Below are 18,276 nucleotides of genomic sequence, written 5' to 3' on the forward strand. Positions count from 1 at the left end.
CCGTCTCAGTTGGCATGCTTCTCGCTAAAGATTGCAGGCACCATACAAGATTAATAAGCATGATGGAGATACATAACATGCGGCCGTATAGCCTGCCCATGCACTGCAGCCCACTGAGCAAAAAGATTCGACATGTTCTCGCGATGGCTGGAGCATTAACGCTTAGCACCACCGCCACTTTAACCGCCAATGCCGCCGAAATTGCCACAGACCCGGGGGACTACGTACCACTACCCGAAGGCAGTACGCTAGGGCTGCTTTATTTACAGCATGCTAGCCGGGATTCAGTTTACGCGAACGGTGATTTGCTTCGCGGTGATACGGAGCTCGATACCCGTATAGGTTTAGCCCGATTTATTCACTATATGGATATCGGTGGGTATACCGTCAATCCTCAGATAATACTGCCTTTCGGTAGGGTTGAATTGAAAGCACCTTTCGGCCCTATGGGGCCAACCTCCTCTAGTGGCATGGGCGATCCCATGATCGGCGCCACTACGTGGTTAGTGAACAACCCGGATCAACAAAAGTGGTTTGGTTTCTCCGCCTTTGCCTCAATCCCTGCGGGAAAGTACGACGCCTCTAATGGCCCCATTAATGTCGGTGAAAACCGCTGGAAAGGCATTTTCCAAGCAGGTTACGTCACCGGTCTTGGTGAAGATTTTATGCTGGATGTCATCGCCGAATACGCGACTTACGGCGATAACGATGACTTTATAGGTACGCATCGTGAGCAAAATGATAGCCAAAGCCTACAGACACATTTCAAGTACTTACTCAGCCCTCAAAGCCACCTTGCCCTCTCCTACTATCACTCCTTCGGCGGCGAAACGACCGTTGGCGGTGTTCGGCAAGACGACGTACTTGATAACAGTCGTTGGCAGGCAACGTTCGCGACCTTTGTTCAGCCCACTCTTCAACTCCAGATGCAGTACGGCCAGGACATTAATGTTGAAAATGGCTTCAAGGAAGACCAGCGCATTAATGTTCGTGTAGCCAAAGTATTCTGAACACGCAACTACTGGCAACGACAACACAATGGCATATGCCCCCTGGGCCTTTGGCTAAGGCAATGGGGTAACTTAGAGAAAGGCGTAGCACCGATTATTGGAGCACGCGGGAGACGATTGAAAAGGAGAAACATCATGTCCGATGCACTATTACTGAAACCTACCATATGGCAAGAGCACGTGTTTACAGGTCAGTGGGTAGCCGGTTCAGGCAATGTATTGCCGGTCACGGCACCTGCTAGTAGCGAAACTCTCGGCCATATTGGCAGCACGACAAGCGAGCAGTTAGATGCCGTCGCCGACAAAAGCCATGAAGCCGCCATTGCTTGGGGCGACACTTCATACGATGAGCGTGCGGCTATCATGCGCCAAGCCGCCCGTACCGCTGAGGAACACCAAGATGAATTGATCCATTGGCTTATAGACGAGAGCGGCTCAACGCCTGCCAAGGCCGCGTTTGAAGTGGCTATATCAATAAAAGTACTGCATGAAGCCGCCTCGTTACCTTCACGTGCGGCGGGAGAGCTGATGCCCTCAACACCTGGCCGTCTCAATATTGCACGCCGTCGTCCTGTGGGTGTTGTCGGCGTCATATCACCTTTTAACTTTCCCCTGTACCTCGCTATACGCGCGGTCGCCCCTGCGCTTGCATTGGGTAACGCGGTCATACTCAAACCCGACCCACGCACCAGTGTATGTGGCGGTGTCAGTATTGCGCGTCTATTTGAGATAGCGGGCTTACCTAAAGGTGTGCTTGCCATGCTGCCTGGAGGCGGTGAAGCAGGGGCGGCACTGGTCGAGAACCGTAACGTTGCCATGATTCAGTTTACGGGCTCGACAGCCGCAGGACGAAAAATTGGCGAAACCGCGGGCCGTTTGCTTAAGAAAGTATCGCTGGAGCTAGGCGGCAAAAACTCGCTGATCATACTTGATGATGCCGACCTAGATTTGGCCATTAGTAATGCCACTTGGGGGGCCTATCTGCATCAGGGTCAAATCTGTATGTCGAGCGGCCGCATTCTGGTCCAGCGGGACATCTATGATCGTTTCCTCGAACGCCTGACAGAGAAAGCACGCAGCTTAAGCGTTGGTGACCCGCGCAGTGGAAAATTCGCTCTCGGTCCATTGATTGACAAGGGCCAACTGGATCACGCATGTGACCTGCTGTCTCGCGCAAAAGCGTCCGGGGGCAACATACTCGTGGGTGGTGAAACCGACGGGCTTTTCTTTAAGCCGGCGGTCGTCAGCGATGTCACCACCGATAACCCTATTTTTCACGAGGAGGCGTTTGCCCCTATTGCCGTGGTTATCCCTTTTGACACAGACGCAGAGGCAGTAGCACTTGCCAATAATACAGAGTATGGGCTATCGGCCGGGGTGATTTCGCGCGATGTGGGCCGTGCTTTACGCTTAGGCGAGCAGCTAAGAACAGGGTTGTTGCACATTAATGATCAAACAGTGAATGACGAAGTCATCAACCCCTTCGGCGGGGTTGGCGCCTCAGGCAATGGAAACAGCGTGGGGGGGAGCAGCAATATGGATGAATTCACGCAGTGGCAGTGGCTAACGCTCAAGGGGGAGGCGCCCGCCTACCCTCTTTAAATGCGGCCTTTAACCAGAAATTTCTTATTGCAACGCAATACCGAGGTGAACCATGACAAACAATACACACACAGACATCACAGTTGCAGTCACCCGAGAGAAAGGAGCTGAATTTACAATAGAAAAAGCGAGCATTCGCCCACCCCAGGGAGACGAAGTGCTGGTCAGGGTGGTGGCGACCGGTATGTGCCATACAGACCTGATCGTACGTGATCAGTATTATCCGGTGCCGTTACCTGCCGTATTGGGGCATGAGGGCGCAGGTGTTGTGGAAGCCGTAGGCCCTGGAGTCACCTCACTTGAAATTGGCGACCACGTCGTCCTGAGTTATGCATACTGCGGTGCTTGCAACCCTTGTGATGCCGGACATGCATCGTACTGTAAAGACTTTTTTGGACGCAATTTCAGCGGTGGTGACCCCTACGGCAACCAAGCCATTCGTGATGGTAACAACCAGCCTCTGCACGATCATTTTTTTGGCCAGTCCTCCTTCGCTACCTACTCCCTGAGCCGGGAAAACAATGCAGTCAAAGTGCCAAAAGACGCGCCTCTTGAATTACTTGGCCCACTAGGTTGCGGCATACAGACAGGCGCCGGTGCCGTTATCAATGCTCTCAAAGTCACGCCTGGAAGCCGTTTTGCCGCCTTTGGTGCAGGGGCCGTGGGGCTTGCGTCCATCATGGCAGCAAAAATTGCCGGTGCCACTACCATTATTGCCATTGACATCATCCCTTCACGCCTGGAGCTAGCCAAAGAGCTGGGGGCGACAGATACCATCAACTCTAAAGAGGAATCTGTAGTAGAGCGTATTCAGCAAATAAGCGGAGGCGGTGTTGATTTCGCGTTGGAATCTACAGGGCGTCCCGAGGTACTTCGTCAAGGGGTTGACGCCCTTGGTGGGCTAGGCATGCTAGGGGTGGTGGGGGCTCCTGCTTTGGGCACCGAGGCCGCTTTTGATGTGAACGATCTCCTTTTAGGAGGAAAAAGTATTCGCGGTATCGTCGAAGGAGACAGCGTGGCAAGAAAGTTTATCCCTCAGTTGGTAGAACTATACCAACAGGGTCGCTTCCCCTTTGATAAGCTGGTGAAGTACTACTCCTTTGAGGACATCAACCAAGCAGCCGCCGATAGTTCTGAGGGAATGACGCTTAAGCCTATTATCCGGATGAATGGCTGAGCATGTAGCGTCCATTAATGCTGGCTAGCTTATAGTGGACGCAGCATCAGCGCACCGCCTTAAGTGCATTGAAAACAAGCCTTTGCCGGTGGGAATTCTCCATCGGCCTTTTTATCCAATGCTATGGATAAAAATGCCCGAGCAGCGATAGCAGACACGGGCAAAGGAGGATGATTATCGAGTGACAGAGGTAATAAAAGGTCAGCCGCTTTTGGTGACCACCTCACTGGTGAAAATAAACTCGAAGTCCTTGGTTTCGAAAATTGCTGAAACGACCACGCCCAATACCAACGCCCAAAACGTTGCACCGATGCCTAGAATCTGAATACCGGATGCAGCAATCAGAAAAGCGAACAACGCGCCTATTTCATGCTTTCTACCAGAAAAGGCGATCGCCATTGATGAGGTAATCACGCGCATGAGTGCCAATCCCGCAATAATGGCAATGAAGTAACGCGGCGTTGCCTCCAGCAAGCTAACGACATAGCCGTAAAATGGCGCGGCTACTACGAAGATAGCCCCAGCAATCACCGCTGCGACCCAACGTTTGTCGTGAGTCCCCGCTTCTGGCGAAGCGCACACGCCGGTCATCGGTGCCGCGATGCACGTACTGTGTAGATTAAAGAATGACGACACCATGGTACCCAAACCACCCACAGCAGTAATCGCGTTAGCCGGGGCGTCTTTGTAGCCCATTCCCTTCACTAAGCCAACGCCTGCTGGTGTTTCCATGCCGACCAGAATAATAGCGAGTGGTAAGCCATAGGTGAGAAAAGCACCAAAGGTAAACTCGGGGATGATGAACTCAGGAAAACGTATGGTTGCTTCAATACCTGATAGGTCAACGCCCGTTGCCATCAGATAAAGAATGCCTGCCAGCATCGCGACGACCAACGGTGGAACTTTACGAAACAGCCGTGCGGAAATGAAGAAGGCCAAAATCATGATGGAGGCTGGCACAATGGCACTTTCCAATGGTTTCACCATATTGAGACCAAAGCTAAGCAACATACCGCCCACCATACCCATCACAATCGGCATCGGTATCAAGCGCATCACAATACCCATCACGCCAGTCACACCTGCGATTAAGGTAATGACGCCAGCAGTCAAGCTAGCGCCTAATGCGGCCTCCAGCCCTATCACAGGAATGACTGCTGCAAACATTAAGGCGCCGGGAATAGAGTTGGCCATTGGCAGCGGCAAGCGATAATAGGCGGGCATGAAAAGCCCAAACAAGCCATTGATCATCAAGTAACTGATGACCCATATCATGATGAAGGAGGAATCGAGACCGGCAGAGGTGCCGGCGCTAATGTGAACCACCCCAACACTGAGCCCTAAAATTCCCGCCACTAGTCCAGTACTGGCGTTGTCGGCATTGAGGTCGCGCAGAAAATCGCGGGGCGCATGCCTTAGGCTGACGCCTTTCTCAATATGTTTCACGGTTTGCTCCAGGGGATTATTGTGCTTAAAGTTATCTTTAACACTTTTTTAGAATTGACTTATTTAACCTACTAATAGCCCTGGTCGCCCCCACCCACTGGCAGCACGCTGCCGGTGATGTAACTCGCCTCATCGGAAGCCAGGAACAGAATAGGCGCGGCCATCTCGTCGAGCGTGCCGTAGCGTTTCATCAGACAGCTCTGCTTGGTCTGATCGATATGCGCCTGGAACCATGCCCGTTCGGTCTCGTTGCTAGGCTCGGGCGTGCCGCGGGAAATCCGGCGCGGCGGTGCTTCGGTGCCACCGATAGCAGCGGCAGCCACGCGAATGCCAGCATCAGCGTATTCGAAAGCCAGCGACTCGGTCAGCGCATTGACCCCCCCTTTGGCCGCCGAGTAGGGGATCCGGTGGATGCCCCGCGCCGCCACGGAAGAAACATTGACGATCACGCCGCTACCCTGCGCTACCATGGTGGGCAGTACCGCGCGGCAGCACCAAAGCGTGGGCATTAAAGAGCGGTTAATCTCTGCGACAACTTGTGCTTCAGTGAACTCGGTAAACGGCTTAAAGTTAATTGCACCACCTACGTTGTTCACTAGAATATCGATACGGCCAAAGTGAGAAAGCGTCTCCTGAATCACTTTCTCAGCACCTTCATAGGTCTCTAGATCCGCTTGTACCGCGATCACTTCACATCCCTGCTGGCGGATTCCAGCCACCACTTCATGGATGTAATCATTGCGATCTACCAGTACTAAACGCGCCTCTTCGGCGGCTGCGCGCTCAGCAACTCGACGCCCAATTCCCTGAGCTGCACCGGTAATCACCATCACTTTGCCTTGAAAGCGGTGTGTCATGATGTACTCCCTGCTTCATTGGGGGTGAACTTCTCGTAGTGAAAGCTCTGTGGCTCAATGCCTTCTGCGTCAAAGTATTTCAGCACGGCATCGACCATTGGAGGCGGGCCACACAGGTAAACGTCCACATCACCGTCATGCATGACAGCAGCGTCCATGTGGTGGGTCACATACCCTTTACGCGGATGCTCACTGGCTTCATCAACCACCACCGTGGCGTAGCTGAAGCTTGGCAGTTTCTCAGCGAAGGCGTCTAAGGCGTCGGTTTTGACCAAGTGATCGTCTTTATTGACGCCATAAATCATGTGAATCGGCGCATTGCACCCCTTTTCGACCAACTGCGCTAACATGGAAAGAAAAGGAGCTAACCCCGTCCCCCCCGCCAGCATTAGCACCGGACGTTTCACTTCTCGCAGGTAGAAGCTGCCCAGCGGGCCGGTCAGCGTAAGCTTTTCGCCCACCGCCGCTCGCTCAGTTAGGTAGCCGCTCATTACCCCATTGGGAATATTGCGGATCAAAAAGGTGGCGCGCTTATCACTTGGCAGTGAGCTGAAGGAGTAGGAACGGTGTACCTCTGTACCGGGCACATCAATATGGATGTATTGACCTGGTAAAAAGGCAAGGCCTTCCTCATCATCCAGTTCAACCGCTAGCTCAATGCTATCTTCAGAGAGTTGCTCAACCGCGGTGACAGTGGCTTCAACCTTGCCCACCTGTGTTTTACACAGCGTGGAGGCCACGGGCACTTGGATAACGCAGTCCGAAGAAGGCACCATTTGACACGTGAGCACTTGGCCTTCTGCAGCTTCTTCGTCAGAAAGCGCGTCTTCCAGGTATTCGTCACCCATGTCGAATTCGCCCTGCTCGCAGTGGCCTTTACAGGTACCACATACGCCGTCAGAGCAGTCCATCGGCAGGTTAACTTTTTGCCGGTAAGCGGCGTCGAGAACGGTTTCTCCCTCTTTACAGCCAATGAAGCGGGTGACGCCATCTTCGAAGTTGAGGGCTATGGTATAGCTCATGGTTAACTCTCCTCTCCTCTCCTCTCAGGTCACACGTGATACACGTCGATAACCTGATGGATGTAGTCGTTATTCAGCTGCACGACTTTTCTTGTGATCAGCGGGCTCTCGCCCGACACGTCCAGGGTGTAGAAGCATGTGCCGAAGAAGCTGTCGGTCTTCTTATAGCGGTGGTTGAGCGTGTGCCAGTTAAAGCGCAGTTCCACCGTGTCACCGTCTTGCGAGAGGATCTCCAGGTTGCTTATCTGGTGGGTGGTGCGCGGTTCCGGCGTGCTCGCCCCGCTGCGCTCGGTCTTGATCCGGTAGACGCGATCTTCCAGCCCTTCGCGGTTGGGGTAGTAGATCAACGAGATCTCGCTGTGCGGGTCTCGGGTAAGCTGGTCGTCGTCGTCCCAGGCCGGCATCCAGAACTCGGCGTCCTGACGATATAAAGTGAGCCACTCGTCCCACTCCCGGTCATCGAGTAGTCGTGCTTCGCGGTACAAAAAAGCTTGGATGTCGTGATAGCTAATGCTCATGGCACTTCTCTCCTCTCTTCTGGCGCTGGGCGTTTAGGCGGACGCGGTGGCGATAAATTGGCTGCGCTCTTTGTCGATGGCGCGCAGCATTTCGCTGACCCAGTGCTTGTGGTGCAGCACGTAGAGCCCTTCGTCTTCCGGGGAGGCGCCGCTGAGCAGGGGCTTCATGTCGATCGCCTGGGCCGTTTCGTCGGCGCCTTCGATCCATTGTTGGGCGCCACGGGAGAGGTCGTTCCATTCGGCCAACGCGCCGTTGTAACCTTCTTGGCAGGCGCGGAACTCTTCTAAGTCGTCGGGCGTGCCCATGCCGGAGACGTTGAAGAAGTCTTCGTATTGGCGGATACGCACGCGCCGGTCTTCGGCGGCTTCGCCTTTGGGCGCGAAGCAGTAAATCGTGACTTCGGTTTTGTCAACGGCGACCGGACGGATCACGCGGATTTGCGTGGAGAACTGGTCCATCAGGTAGACGTTGGGGTAGAGGCAGAGGTTGCGCGTCTGGTTGACGATGGAGTCGGCGCGGGCGTCGCCTAGCTGCTCCTGGATCCAGTCCTTATGTTGGTAGACCGGACGCACTTCTGGGTTAAGCAGCCGGGTCCACAGCATCATGTGGCCGTTTTCATAGGAGTAGAAGCCGCCTTTGCTTTTCGACCACCCGTCGGCGTCGACTGCTTTGGTGCCGCCCGCATCGTAGTTGCGACGCTCCATGGTGGAGGCGTAGTTCCAGTGCACGGAGCTGACGTGGTAACCGTCGGCGCCGTTTTCGGCCTGGAGCTTCCAGTTGCCGGTGTAGGTGTACGACGAGGTACCGCGCAGGATTTCCAGGCCTTCAGGGGCTTGGTCGACGATGTTGTCGATGACCTTGGTGGTTTCACCTAGGTGCTGTTCGAGGGGCTGCACGTCGTCGCTCAGGCTACCGAACAGGAAGCCTTTGTAGTTTTCAAAGCGCGGCAGGCGTTTGAGGTTGTGAGAGCCGTCCTGTTTGAACTGGTCAGGGTAGGCACCGTTCTTTTCGTTTTTGGCTTTGAGCAGTTGGCCGTCGTTTTTGAACGTCCAGCCGTGGAATGGGCAGGTGAAGGTGCCTTTGTTACCACGCTTGCGGCGGCAAAGGGTGGCGCCGCGGTGGGCGCAGGCGTTAATCAGGCCGTGCAGTTCACCCTGCTTGTCGCGGGTGATGATCACCGGCTGGCGGCCCATGGTGACGGTCATGTAGTCACCCGGCTCACTGATCTGGCTCTCGTGAGCCAGGAACAGCCAGTTGCCTTCGAAGATGTGCTTCATCTCCAGTTCGAAGAAGGCGGGGTCGGTGAACATGCTGCGGTGGCAGCGGAAGATACCCTGGGCGGGGTCGTCTTGGACGGCGTCGCGCACGCGGGCTTCGAGCTGATCAAGCTGTGTGGTCATGAGCTCTCTCCTCGTATTTATTATGTCTTGCTAAAGCGAGCCCAGGGGAAGGCTCGCCTTGATCAAGATCGGGCCTTAAACCTTGGCGGTTCCGGCAAGCTGGCTGGCAAGGTCCTGCTCATCTTCTTTGGCCCGTGGGCGGGCATGGCGGACTTGCAGCTCGGCGGCGTCGGTTTGTGCCAGCTCCACGTCGAACACCACGTGAGAGAACGGGCCGTCCAAGTCGCGTTTGGCGATCTCGGCGGGGTCTTCAATCCGCTCGGCGGGCACGACCAGCTCTTCGCGGGTGGCAAAGGCGAAGTCGTCATAGGTGTAGGGATCGCCTGCCAGATTGATCTGGGTGGTCAGGTGCTGATGGCCCGGGGCCGAGACAAAGTAGTGGATATGCGCCGGGCGTTCGCCATGGCGGCCGAGTGACTTGAGCACCACATCGGTAGGGGCCCCTTCGGGCACGCCGTAGCCGGAGGGGATAATACTGCGCGCGGTGTAGCGGCCATCGCTGTCGGTATAAATCGTGCGGCGCAGATTGTACTCGGATTGAGAGGGGTCGAAGAAGGAGTAGCCGCCCAGGGAGTTGGCGTGCCAGATCTCGACCTTGGCACCGGCAATCGGGGTGCCGTCGACGTCACGTACTTGGCCGGTCAACCACATGGTCTCGCCATCGGTATCGTCGTCGTCCAGGCGGGCAAAGCCGTCGGCTTCCGGAGCGCCGGCTACGTACAGCGGGCCTTCGATGGTCCGCGGCGTACCGCCGGTACGCTGGGCTTCGGCGTCGATGGCATCTTGGCGCATATCGAGGAAGTGGTCAAAACCGAGCCCAGGCGAGAGCAGGCCGAACTGGGTCTGGCTGCCCAGAGCATTGAGCAGGTTAACCGCCGCCCAGTACTCTTCTTCGGTGACGTCGAAATCGTCGATCAATTTGAACAGGTCGCCGACCAAACGATGAACGATTTGCTTGGCGCGGTCGTTGCCGCCGGCCTGGTCGAAGCCAGCCACAGTCTTAATGAAGTCTTGAACGTCGGGCGTGTCGAAAATCTTTACGGTCATAGTGAAACCTCTTTTTTATAGACTATTGTTTTATAAAAAACTGGCGTGTTCTGCAGATAATTAACTGTCGTCGTCACGGATCGAAGAAGGGTGGCGACACAGCGGCTTGACGCTAATGTCCATATAAGGAAACAGAGGCAGGTTGCTGACTAACTCTTGCAGCTCAGCATTGTCTTTTACGTCAAAAATACTGACGTTTGAGTAACTGCCCGCCACGCGCCATAAGTGCCGCCACTTACCCTGGTGCTGCAGGTCTTGTGAATACGCTTTTTCAGTGGCTTTAATTTTGGCCGCTTGCTCGGCTGGCATATCTGGCGGCAGCTTAACGGTCATCTCTACTTGAAACAGCATACGTCTCTCCTCTTGTATCGCGGGCTAACACGCAAACGGTTACTTTATTTATATGGGTTCTATTTACGTGCGTTTATTTACGCGAATAGTGAGCCAATTTATCTTCGTCAAGTGTGATGCCTAGACCCACGCCTCGCGGCAGCTCTACACCAAACTCGGTGTAGTTAAGGGGTTCAACAACAATGTCATCTTTGAGCAGCAATGGACCAAACATCTCGGTTCCCCAGGCCATTTCCGGCAACGTTGCCCAAGCATGAAGTGAAGCGGCAGTACCGATGGTGCCTTCAAGCAGGGTGCCGCCATAGAGGCCGACCCCAGCCGCCTGGGCGATGTGCGCTAGTTCCAACGCGCCATGAAGACCGCCGGATTTGGCAATTTTCAGGGCGAACGCGCCACTAAAACCGCTGCATATCAGGTCCAGCCCATCGCGGGCATCCTGAACACCTTCGTCCGCAAGCATGGGCACATTGAAGCGGTTTGCTAACCGCACCAGACCGGCATGTTCACGGGCGTGAATCGGCTGCTCGATGAGGTCAATACCGGCGTCCTGCAGCGCCTGAATCCCACGTACCGCCGTGGATTCATCCCAAGCCTGATTAACGTCCACACGCACGCTGGCACGATCTCCCAATGCCTCTTTGATGGCTGCCACATGCCGCACATCCTGATCTACTGGGTTGGCACCGATTTTCAGTTTGAAATCGCAATGCCGACGCTGTTCTAAACGCAGCATCGCTTCATCAATATCTTTAGCGGTATCACCGCTGGCCAATGTCCAAAGTACAGGTAAGTGTTCTTGGCGAGCGCCCCCTAGCAATTCGGCCACACTCAGCCCCAACCGCTTCCCCTGAGCATCTAATAGCGCAGTCTCAAGCGCCGATTTAGCAATCATATTGCCACGGGCATGGCGATGAAGGCGGGAACGCAACTGGTGGACATTGTTGGAGGGCTGACCTATCAGGAGAGGTGCCAAGTAAGTGTCGATATTACGCTTAATACTCTCCGGGCTTTCGGGTCCATAGGCGAGGCCACCGATGGTGGTGCCTTCACCGAGTCCTTCTATACCGTCGGAGTGGCGCATGCGCACTATGACCATGGTTTGGCAGGCCATGGTAGTCATGGAAAGTTTGTGAGGACGAATGGTCGGTAAATCGACCAACAGCGTCTCAATATGTTGGATGACGGTTGACATGGCAGCTCCGGCGTCTGGCAATCATTTAACTGGAAATTAGTTTGATAGGCGCGAGAAGACGGAACCAATATTGTTTAAGTGCCTAGCCATACCAAGGAGGTATCACCAGTGCATGATTCACCCTGTGCACTAGCGCACTCGCAACGCGCTCCTATCGCGCTGTGTCTATCAATAGACTCTGCATTACGCAACGCTGTGCAGAAATCATATAAAAATCTTTAATTACCAAAAGCATATGATAAAACTATCAAATACTGACGAGCATACTTCCCCCTCTGAATAGGGGCAGAGGGGGTTGCGACAAAAGCATAAGGCGAAAGTGGCTACCAATGGGCGTTCATGCCAAACTATGACTTGCTAAACGCCGCCGTGCGGCGACAACATCGTTGTGCGGATCGTGATTCCAGAGCCAATCGAAGCGGGTTTCCAGGTTTTCGATCAGCTTTGCTTCATCATCGCCAATGCCAACACCGGCATATTCATAGACATCCCCTGCCTCATGCGACGTCCTCTGTACCTTGCAGGTCCGCGCGCGGCGCACCTGCTCAAACGCAGCCAACACATTAGGGACGCTATGACGATGACAGCTTTCATCGGTCAGTAGACTCGCTAGCACGTAGGCATCTTCCAGCGCCTGACCGGCTCCAGCCCCCTGATGCGGCACAAGTGCATGAGCGGCGTCACCAACAATCAGCACGCGGTCACGATGGTAGCGGGCAAGCTCAGGTAACTCATGCAGCGCCCAGCGCGTTGGCTCAGAAATGCATTCAAGAATGGCTTGGCAAGCCGGACTCCAACCCTCAAATACGTCCAGCATTTCTGCTTGAGTCACGACTTTTACCCACTCTTCACCTTCAGGCAACTGAGGGTGCGGTGTTGAACGATCCGTCATAAAAGCCACAACATTAACCAGTTGGGACTGCTTAACCGGGAAGGTCAGAATATGGCGATCTTTGCCAAGATACATCTGAGGCACCAATGCCAAGCGCCTCTCGCTGCCTTTAGCTTTTAGAGCAACCTCTAGGTTCCTGGTGAGAATCATGCCGCGATAAGCGTAAGTGCCACTCCAGAAAGGTATAATTTCGCCGTACTGCTCTGGGGGTAACACATGATGGCGCACTGCCGACTTAATGCCGTCAAACCCGATGATCACATCACCCGTGAAGTGAGTGCCATCGTCAAAAAAGGCTGTGGCGCTATCAGTATCTTGATTCACCTTGACACAGCGCTTGCCGAAGTGAGCGATGCCTTCTGGTAGATTGGCGACAATGGCAGCCAGAAAATCGGCTCGATGTACTGAAGATTGGCCCACACCTGGCGCTAAGCTGGCGGTTAAGTACGCGTCATCACTACCACGCCGCCATTCAAACCAAACATCTTCAAAAGGTGCTGGGGAAGAGTCGGCAATACGCTGGTAAGCGTCTTCCAACCCCAACAGCTGAATGGCTTTTACCGCATTTGGGCCAAAGGAAACGCCAGCACCAATTTCAGAAAACTGGGGAGCAGCTTCGAAAAGCTGAACATCAAGCTGGCTATCACGGGATAATGCAACGGCGAAGGCGACCCCTCCGATGCCACCACCGATGATGCCAATCGAAAAACGTTTTGGCTGTGTATTTGCTACTGTGCTGTTAGCTACCATGATTTAACTCTGCTCAGGGGCTTATCGTTATATGTTGAGCACTATGCTCTCCCCCTAACGCTATTTGGAAGCGTCAACTGCCACCACACAGCTTCCTTCATTCAGACTATAAACGGCACTAATAACAAGATGAATCAAACAGTTAAAAACCTCTCTGACAGCTACATTCGACTATTGTGGAATACGCTGCGAGGCGCAAGGTGATGGAGAAACTTGCCAACATTGACCTGAATCTGCTGGTTTTTTTTGACTTGTTGTACCAAGAACAAAATACACAACGGGTGGCGCTGCGCTTGGGTATCACCCAACCGGCGGTGAGCCACGCACTGAAACGCTTACGCCACTTGCTGGAGGACGAACTTTTCGAGCGCACGTCGCAAGGTTTGCAACCTACGCCCCGTGCCAGTCGACTTCACCCGGGCATTGCGGATGCGTTGTCGCGAATGAACGACACGCTGAACCTATGCGACGATTTCAACCCCGCGCAGAGTGATCGCACTTTCCATATCAACATGACCGATATCGGTGAAATAGTGTTTCTCCCACGCCTGCTACAACATCTCTCACACCACGCACCGGGGGTGTCAATCAACACCGTGCGCAGTCACCATAATGACCTGAAAAATGAGATGGAAGAGGGAGAGATAGATTTGGCAGTTGGCCTGATCCCGCAACTAGGAGCAGGCTTCTACCAGCAGCGACTGTTTGTACAACGCTATGTTTGCCTAATGCGCGAGCATCACCCGCTCGCCGCAAAAGAATTTAGCCTTGAGGCGTTTCGCACAGCGCACCACGCTGTGGTGGTTGCACGAGGCACCGGGCATGGCATTATCGAAGAGCATCTTGCGCACGCTGGGGTTATGCGCCCAGTTCGGCTAACACTGCCGCATTTCGCGGCGGTTCCCTATATCGTCAGCAGTAGCGATCTAGTGGTGACGGTCACCGATAAATTAGCCGAGGCGACGCGAATACGTTTCGGGCTAGCCATTCGTGAGCACCCCCTAACGCTCCCAGAAATCCCGATTAATCTTTTCTGGCACCGTCGCTTTCATCAGGACCCTGGCAACCGCTGGCTGCGTGGGCTGATGTTTTCTCTGTTTTCTGAGTAGGTGCAACCAACGCCCTAGGAGCTTGGCTTCGCCCACGCGGCACGCGTGCTATGGGCGACCGTTTTATTGGTGATTTTCCAGATGCCGTCGAACTTCACCAAGGCAATCACATCGACCCATGAATCCTCAAGGTTTTCGCTGTTATCAAAACCTAACAATACGCTGGCCACTTCTCCGGCTTGGGTCACCGCAATAAAGCGGCTCTTCACCGCTCGCTGGCTGTTCGCCCAACGCTCGAAACGGTCGCTGATCAGATCAGTCGCTAACGCACCATCAGCGTCCACAGCAAAAATCCACGCATCCTTATGAAACGCCTCCTCCAGCTTTTCTCGACCGCCTTGAAAGCCATCGACATATAGCTGCACAACACGCTTAATCTCGTCGATCTCAGGCGCATCACCCACGATAGTGACATCGGTCATAACTTAACTCCTGCTTATTAATTGTCGGTTTTATATTGTTTATAACCCAAGCATCTCACGCGCCTGTTGCCAGGTAGCCACCGAGCGCTCATATCTTTCGCATAGGTCGACGGTGCGCTCTACCAACGCCGCGTTGGAGGGCGCCAGCGTCTTACTATACAGGCGCACGTTATCTTCAAGCCCGGTACGGGTATGACCACCCGCCGCAATCGACCACTCGTTAAGCAGGTATTGATTGGCGCCGATGCCAGCACCACACCACTGCGCATCCGGAGCCAGTCGCTTGAGTGTATCGATATAGAAATCAAACGTTGGCTTGTCCGCTGGCATCGAATTCTTGACGCCCATGACAAACTGTACGTAGAGCGGCGTCTTTAGCTTGCCTTGCTTTGAAAGATTCACCGCTTGGTGGATATGTGACAAATCAAACGCTTCGATTTCAGGTTTTACGCCGTACTTGAGCATCTCATCGGCAAGCCACTCCACTAGCTGGGGCGGGTTCTCGTAAACACGGTTGGGGAAGTTATTGGAACCCACCGAGAGGCTGGCCATATCAGGCTTGAGCGGCAGCATTCCTCCTCGTGCTTCTCCTGCCCCCGAGCGCCCGCCAGTAGAGAGCTGAATAATCATTCCTGGGCAGTGTTTATTGAGCCCTTCCATCAGATGACCGAATTTCTCAGGATCGGATGAGGGGGTTTGATCATCGTTACGCACATGGCAGTGGGCGATGGTAGCCCCCGCCTCAAACGCTGCCTGAGTGCTTTCAATCTGCTCTTCAACCGTGATGGGCACGGCAGGGTTGTTCTCTTTGCGTGGCAGGCTACCGGTAATGGCGACGCAAATTATGCAGGGCTGAGACATGTAAAACTCCTTTTGTTCTTATTGCGAACATTAATTTTTTTTACGAACAAAATAGAGCGGATACTTATCAGCGTCAAATCGAAATCGCTGTCAGTGACCTTTGTAGACCCAATTTAGAAAGAGACAGCAAATACCAGAGGAACAATGGTGTAGAGCGCGACCATTATCACCAACAAACCAATAACGTTGAGCCAGATACCTGCCCGAATCATGTTCTTGATGGGAAGATCTCCGGTTGCGAAAGCCACGGCATTAGAGGGTGTCGCTACGGGCAGCATAAAGGCGCAGCTCACAGCAAAGGTAACCACGATGGTCATCAGAAAAGGTTCTATACCCAGTCCCACGGCAATAGATCCCATAATCGGGAAGAAGGCAGCCGCCGTCGCCGTGTTACTGGTTAGCTCGGTCAATAGGATAATGACGATAGCAGTGATGGCTAGGATCAGGGTTGGAGGTAACCCCGATAATCCCGATACGCTCTCGCCAACCCAGGCGCTTAAACCGGTGGCGGTGAATTGGGCTGAAAGTGTTAGGCCACCACCAAATAGAATCAGTACTCCCCAAGGCACGTCCCGCGTAGCCGACCACGCCAGCAATGCCCCTTTTCCTTTAGAAGCAGGAATTACAAACATTAGAATTGCCGCGAGAATCGCCACGCTGGTGTCGTTGATGTTGGAGAGCCAAGGCAGCGCATTCTGCACAAATGGAAATTGCGCGATTAATGGCAAAAATACCCAGCAGAACACTGCCCCAGCAAAGACCATCAATACACGTGATTCTTCAGGCGATAGTCGGCCCATACCCTTGAGCTCTGTCTCTATCATCGCTCGCCCTCCCTGAATATTCTCAACTTCCGAGCGGAATACCAGCTTGTTCAGGACTAACCAAGCCAGCATCAGCATAGTGAATGAGAAAGGCACACCTACCAGCATCCAGTGACCAAAGCCGATGCTAAGCCCGTGAGTGTCTTCCATGTAGGCGCGCATTAGCGCCATCGGTGGCTGACCGATCAGCGTCGCCATGGAGCCGATGGTGATGGCATAGGCAATGCCCAGTAGCACAGCAGCAGAAAACTTGGGCGTGTCATCACCGTTACCCAGCGACTTCACTAAGGCAATGATCGAGCCACCGATTGGCACCATAATCACTGCGGTTGCTGTGTTGCTCACCCACATGGTGATGAACCAGCTTGCGAACATCAGACCGAAGACAATTTGAGCGGGTTTAGTACCCACGGTGAGCACCGTCAGTAACGCGAAGCGACGATGTAAATCCCAGCGCTGCGTTGCCAAGCCCAGCAGTACACCACCCAATACTAGAAAGACAATGCTGTGAGCATAGGGCGAGGCGGTCGCTCCGACCGAGGCAATATCGAAAAAAGGGAACATTACAAGCGGCAACAGCGACGTGGCCGGAATAGGTATCGCCTCTGTCATCCACCAAGTGGCCATCAACATAGCAATACCCGCCACTAGACGAGCATTGAAGGCCAGCGTTTCAGGTAAAAGGAAGAGAACACCCAAGCCAATAACGATACCCATTACAAGAGAGATTGGCTTGAAAGCAGAGGCTTCAGGGTAGGGCGCTTGTTCAACGGCCCCTGAGGTATGCGACATGATCGTTTTACCTGCATAGCAATAACAGTGCAGATGAGTGTTACGTTTGTAGTGTTGTGCTACCAATACCTCTCAGGTTGATGCACATACCTAACTGAGTAAATTGGCATGAACATAGAGAACTCCATATAGTCAATAAAATCAGTCATTTAAATATAAACAGCTGTTATTTTTGTACTTGACCTATTCGTGACTTTCACAAGGGATAGGTAATAACCTGCTTAATTACGACGTATAGTTTACGACTAATGGATGGGCTACTGCGAAAAGCGTGGCAATTTCACTACCCGCGTGACGTTTAAGCAAAAGCGCTAAGCTGAAGTTTGAATAAAAAGGAGTAGTCCAGGAAAGGGCAGGGCTATTAGATAACCCATAGGGCAAATGTAAGCACTTTGGCCACGACGGCAGTAATTCCAGCGTCCCTCTAGACCTTAAAGCGCGTTTAAGTTATGAAACATCCTACTTAAGCACTGATTGATATACACAATGTCCTGTTTACTGAAATCGGCAAAGGCTTTTTCCACCAGACGGCTAGTAACTTGCCGAGCAATATCCAGCTTTGCCTCACCCGCCTCGGTAAGCTCTACTTCCGTGACGCGACCGTCCTGCGGGCTGGCTTCTGTTTTGAGTAAACCCGCCTCTTGCATTCGATACACAATTTTTGTGATGGTTGACAATTTTGCAACAGCGTGTACTGATATATCAGACATGCTAAGGCGCCCATGTTCATGTAGGATCATGAGAATGCGCCACTTAGACGAACTGAGCCCGTGTGGTTTCAGTAGTGTATCGACATCAGCGCTGTATTTAGCATTCAGCCTCGCGACCCAATAAAAAGGAAAATCACGCGAGCGAAACTCATCGGCAAGAGGAAAAAAGGAAGACGATAATTCATCCTTGTCGACCATAAGAAGTACGCCATCCAAAAAAATAGTGGATTATTCTAGCATATATCCATTCGAGTGTAAGCGCCTGGAGCTTTTAGAGATAGAGCGTGTCATTT

17 protein-coding genes are annotated in these 18,276 nt (G+C 53.4%); 4 read left to right on the forward strand and 13 right to left on the reverse strand.

Features of this window, described 5'->3' with window-relative positions:
- The first annotated feature begins 59 nt into the window (after positions 1-59).
- The 3 genes from QIT27_RS12325 (at position 60) to QIT27_RS12335 (ending at position 3,789) form a co-directional block, all read left to right on the forward strand.
- On the forward strand, positions 60-1,010 hold the full coding sequence (locus tag QIT27_RS12325; protein ID WP_285264000.1) for a transporter: 951 nt from the start codon (positions 60-62) through the stop codon (positions 1,008-1,010).
- A 135-nt stretch (positions 1,011-1,145) separates the two neighbouring features.
- Positions 1,146-2,612, forward strand: a complete 1,467-nt coding sequence (locus QIT27_RS12330) for a benzaldehyde dehydrogenase (RefSeq protein ID WP_285264001.1) — start codon at positions 1,146-1,148, stop codon at positions 2,610-2,612.
- Positions 2,613-2,664: 52 nt separating this feature from the next.
- Positions 2,665-3,789 (forward strand): NAD(P)-dependent alcohol dehydrogenase, encoded by a 1,125-nt coding sequence (locus QIT27_RS12335; protein WP_285264002.1) that lies wholly within the window; start codon positions 2,665-2,667, stop codon positions 3,787-3,789.
- Positions 3,790-3,990: 201 nt separating this feature from the next.
- On the opposite strand, the gene QIT27_RS12340 is transcribed toward QIT27_RS12335, so the two are convergent.
- The 9 genes from QIT27_RS12340 to salA form a co-directional block, all read right to left on the reverse strand.
- A complete protein-coding gene (locus QIT27_RS12340) occupies positions 3,991-5,235 on the reverse strand; it encodes a benzoate/H(+) symporter BenE family transporter (protein WP_285264003.1) in 1,245 nt (414 codons plus the stop codon).
- A gap of 71 nt (positions 5,236-5,306) precedes the next feature.
- Complete coding sequence (benD, locus tag QIT27_RS12345; RefSeq protein WP_285264004.1) at positions 5,307-6,092, reverse strand: benzoate diol dehydrogenase BenD; 786 nt, start codon at positions 6,090-6,092, stop codon at positions 5,307-5,309.
- Positions 6,089-7,114, reverse strand: a complete 1,026-nt coding sequence (gene benC, locus QIT27_RS12350; RefSeq protein WP_285264005.1) for a benzoate 1,2-dioxygenase electron transfer component BenC — start codon at positions 7,112-7,114, stop codon at positions 6,089-6,091. Before benC ends, benD begins: the two co-directional genes overlap by 4 nt.
- Positions 7,115-7,143: 29 nt before the next feature.
- Positions 7,144-7,632, reverse strand: a complete 489-nt coding sequence (gene benB / locus QIT27_RS12355) for a benzoate 1,2-dioxygenase small subunit (RefSeq protein WP_285263996.1) — start codon at positions 7,630-7,632, stop codon at positions 7,144-7,146.
- A gap of 33 nt (positions 7,633-7,665) precedes the next feature.
- Positions 7,666-9,033: a Rieske 2Fe-2S domain-containing protein gene (locus tag QIT27_RS12360; RefSeq protein WP_285263997.1), complete on the reverse strand. Its 1,368-nt coding sequence runs from the start codon at positions 9,031-9,033 to the stop codon at positions 7,666-7,668.
- A gap of 75 nt (positions 9,034-9,108) precedes the next feature.
- A complete protein-coding gene (gene catA / locus QIT27_RS12365; RefSeq protein ID WP_285264006.1) occupies positions 9,109-10,080 on the reverse strand; it encodes a catechol 1,2-dioxygenase in 972 nt (323 codons plus the stop codon).
- A gap of 60 nt (positions 10,081-10,140) precedes the next feature.
- Positions 10,141-10,431 (reverse strand): muconolactone Delta-isomerase, encoded by a 291-nt coding sequence (catC, locus tag QIT27_RS12370; RefSeq protein ID WP_285264007.1) that lies wholly within the window; start codon positions 10,429-10,431, stop codon positions 10,141-10,143.
- Between the two features lie 73 nt (positions 10,432-10,504).
- Complete coding sequence (locus QIT27_RS12375; RefSeq protein WP_285264008.1) at positions 10,505-11,623, reverse strand: muconate/chloromuconate family cycloisomerase; 1,119 nt, start codon at positions 11,621-11,623, stop codon at positions 10,505-10,507.
- A gap of 337 nt (positions 11,624-11,960) precedes the next feature.
- The gene (gene salA, locus QIT27_RS12380) at positions 11,961-13,265 is read right to left on the reverse strand and encodes a salicylate 1-monooxygenase (RefSeq protein ID WP_285264009.1); all 1,305 of its coding nucleotides are present in this window, start codon (positions 13,263-13,265) and stop codon (positions 11,961-11,963) included.
- Positions 13,266-13,468: 203 nt separating this feature from the next.
- Between salA and QIT27_RS12385 the strand changes: the two genes are divergently transcribed.
- Positions 13,469-14,374 (forward strand): LysR family transcriptional regulator, encoded by a 906-nt coding sequence (locus tag QIT27_RS12385; protein WP_285264010.1) that lies wholly within the window; start codon positions 13,469-13,471, stop codon positions 14,372-14,374.
- A gap of 14 nt (positions 14,375-14,388) precedes the next feature.
- On the opposite strand, the gene QIT27_RS12390 is transcribed toward QIT27_RS12385, so the two are convergent.
- The 4 genes from QIT27_RS12390 to QIT27_RS12405 all read right to left on the reverse strand — a co-directional run bounded on the left by QIT27_RS12390 (position 14,389) and on the right by QIT27_RS12405 (position 18,181).
- Entirely contained in the window at positions 14,389-14,796 is a 408-nt protein-coding gene (locus QIT27_RS12390; RefSeq protein WP_285264011.1) for a nuclear transport factor 2 family protein, read from the reverse strand.
- A gap of 39 nt (positions 14,797-14,835) precedes the next feature.
- Positions 14,836-15,657 (reverse strand): 3-oxoadipate:acetyl-CoA acetyltransferase, encoded by an 822-nt coding sequence (locus QIT27_RS12395; RefSeq protein WP_285264012.1) that lies wholly within the window; start codon positions 15,655-15,657, stop codon positions 14,836-14,838.
- Between the two features lie 113 nt (positions 15,658-15,770).
- On the reverse strand, positions 15,771-17,273 hold the full coding sequence (locus QIT27_RS12400) for an SLC13 family permease (RefSeq protein WP_285264013.1): 1,503 nt from the start codon (positions 17,271-17,273) through the stop codon (positions 15,771-15,773).
- A 431-nt stretch (positions 17,274-17,704) separates the two neighbouring features.
- Positions 17,705-18,181, reverse strand: coding sequence for a MarR family winged helix-turn-helix transcriptional regulator (locus QIT27_RS12405; protein WP_285264014.1), 477 nt, complete (start codon positions 18,179-18,181; stop codon positions 17,705-17,707).
- Positions 18,182-18,276: the final 95 nt, after the last annotated feature.

Origin of the sequence: Halomonas sp. LC1, assembly GCF_030247125.1 — a bacterium.
Lineage (GTDB): Bacteria > Pseudomonadota > Gammaproteobacteria > Pseudomonadales > Halomonadaceae > Vreelandella.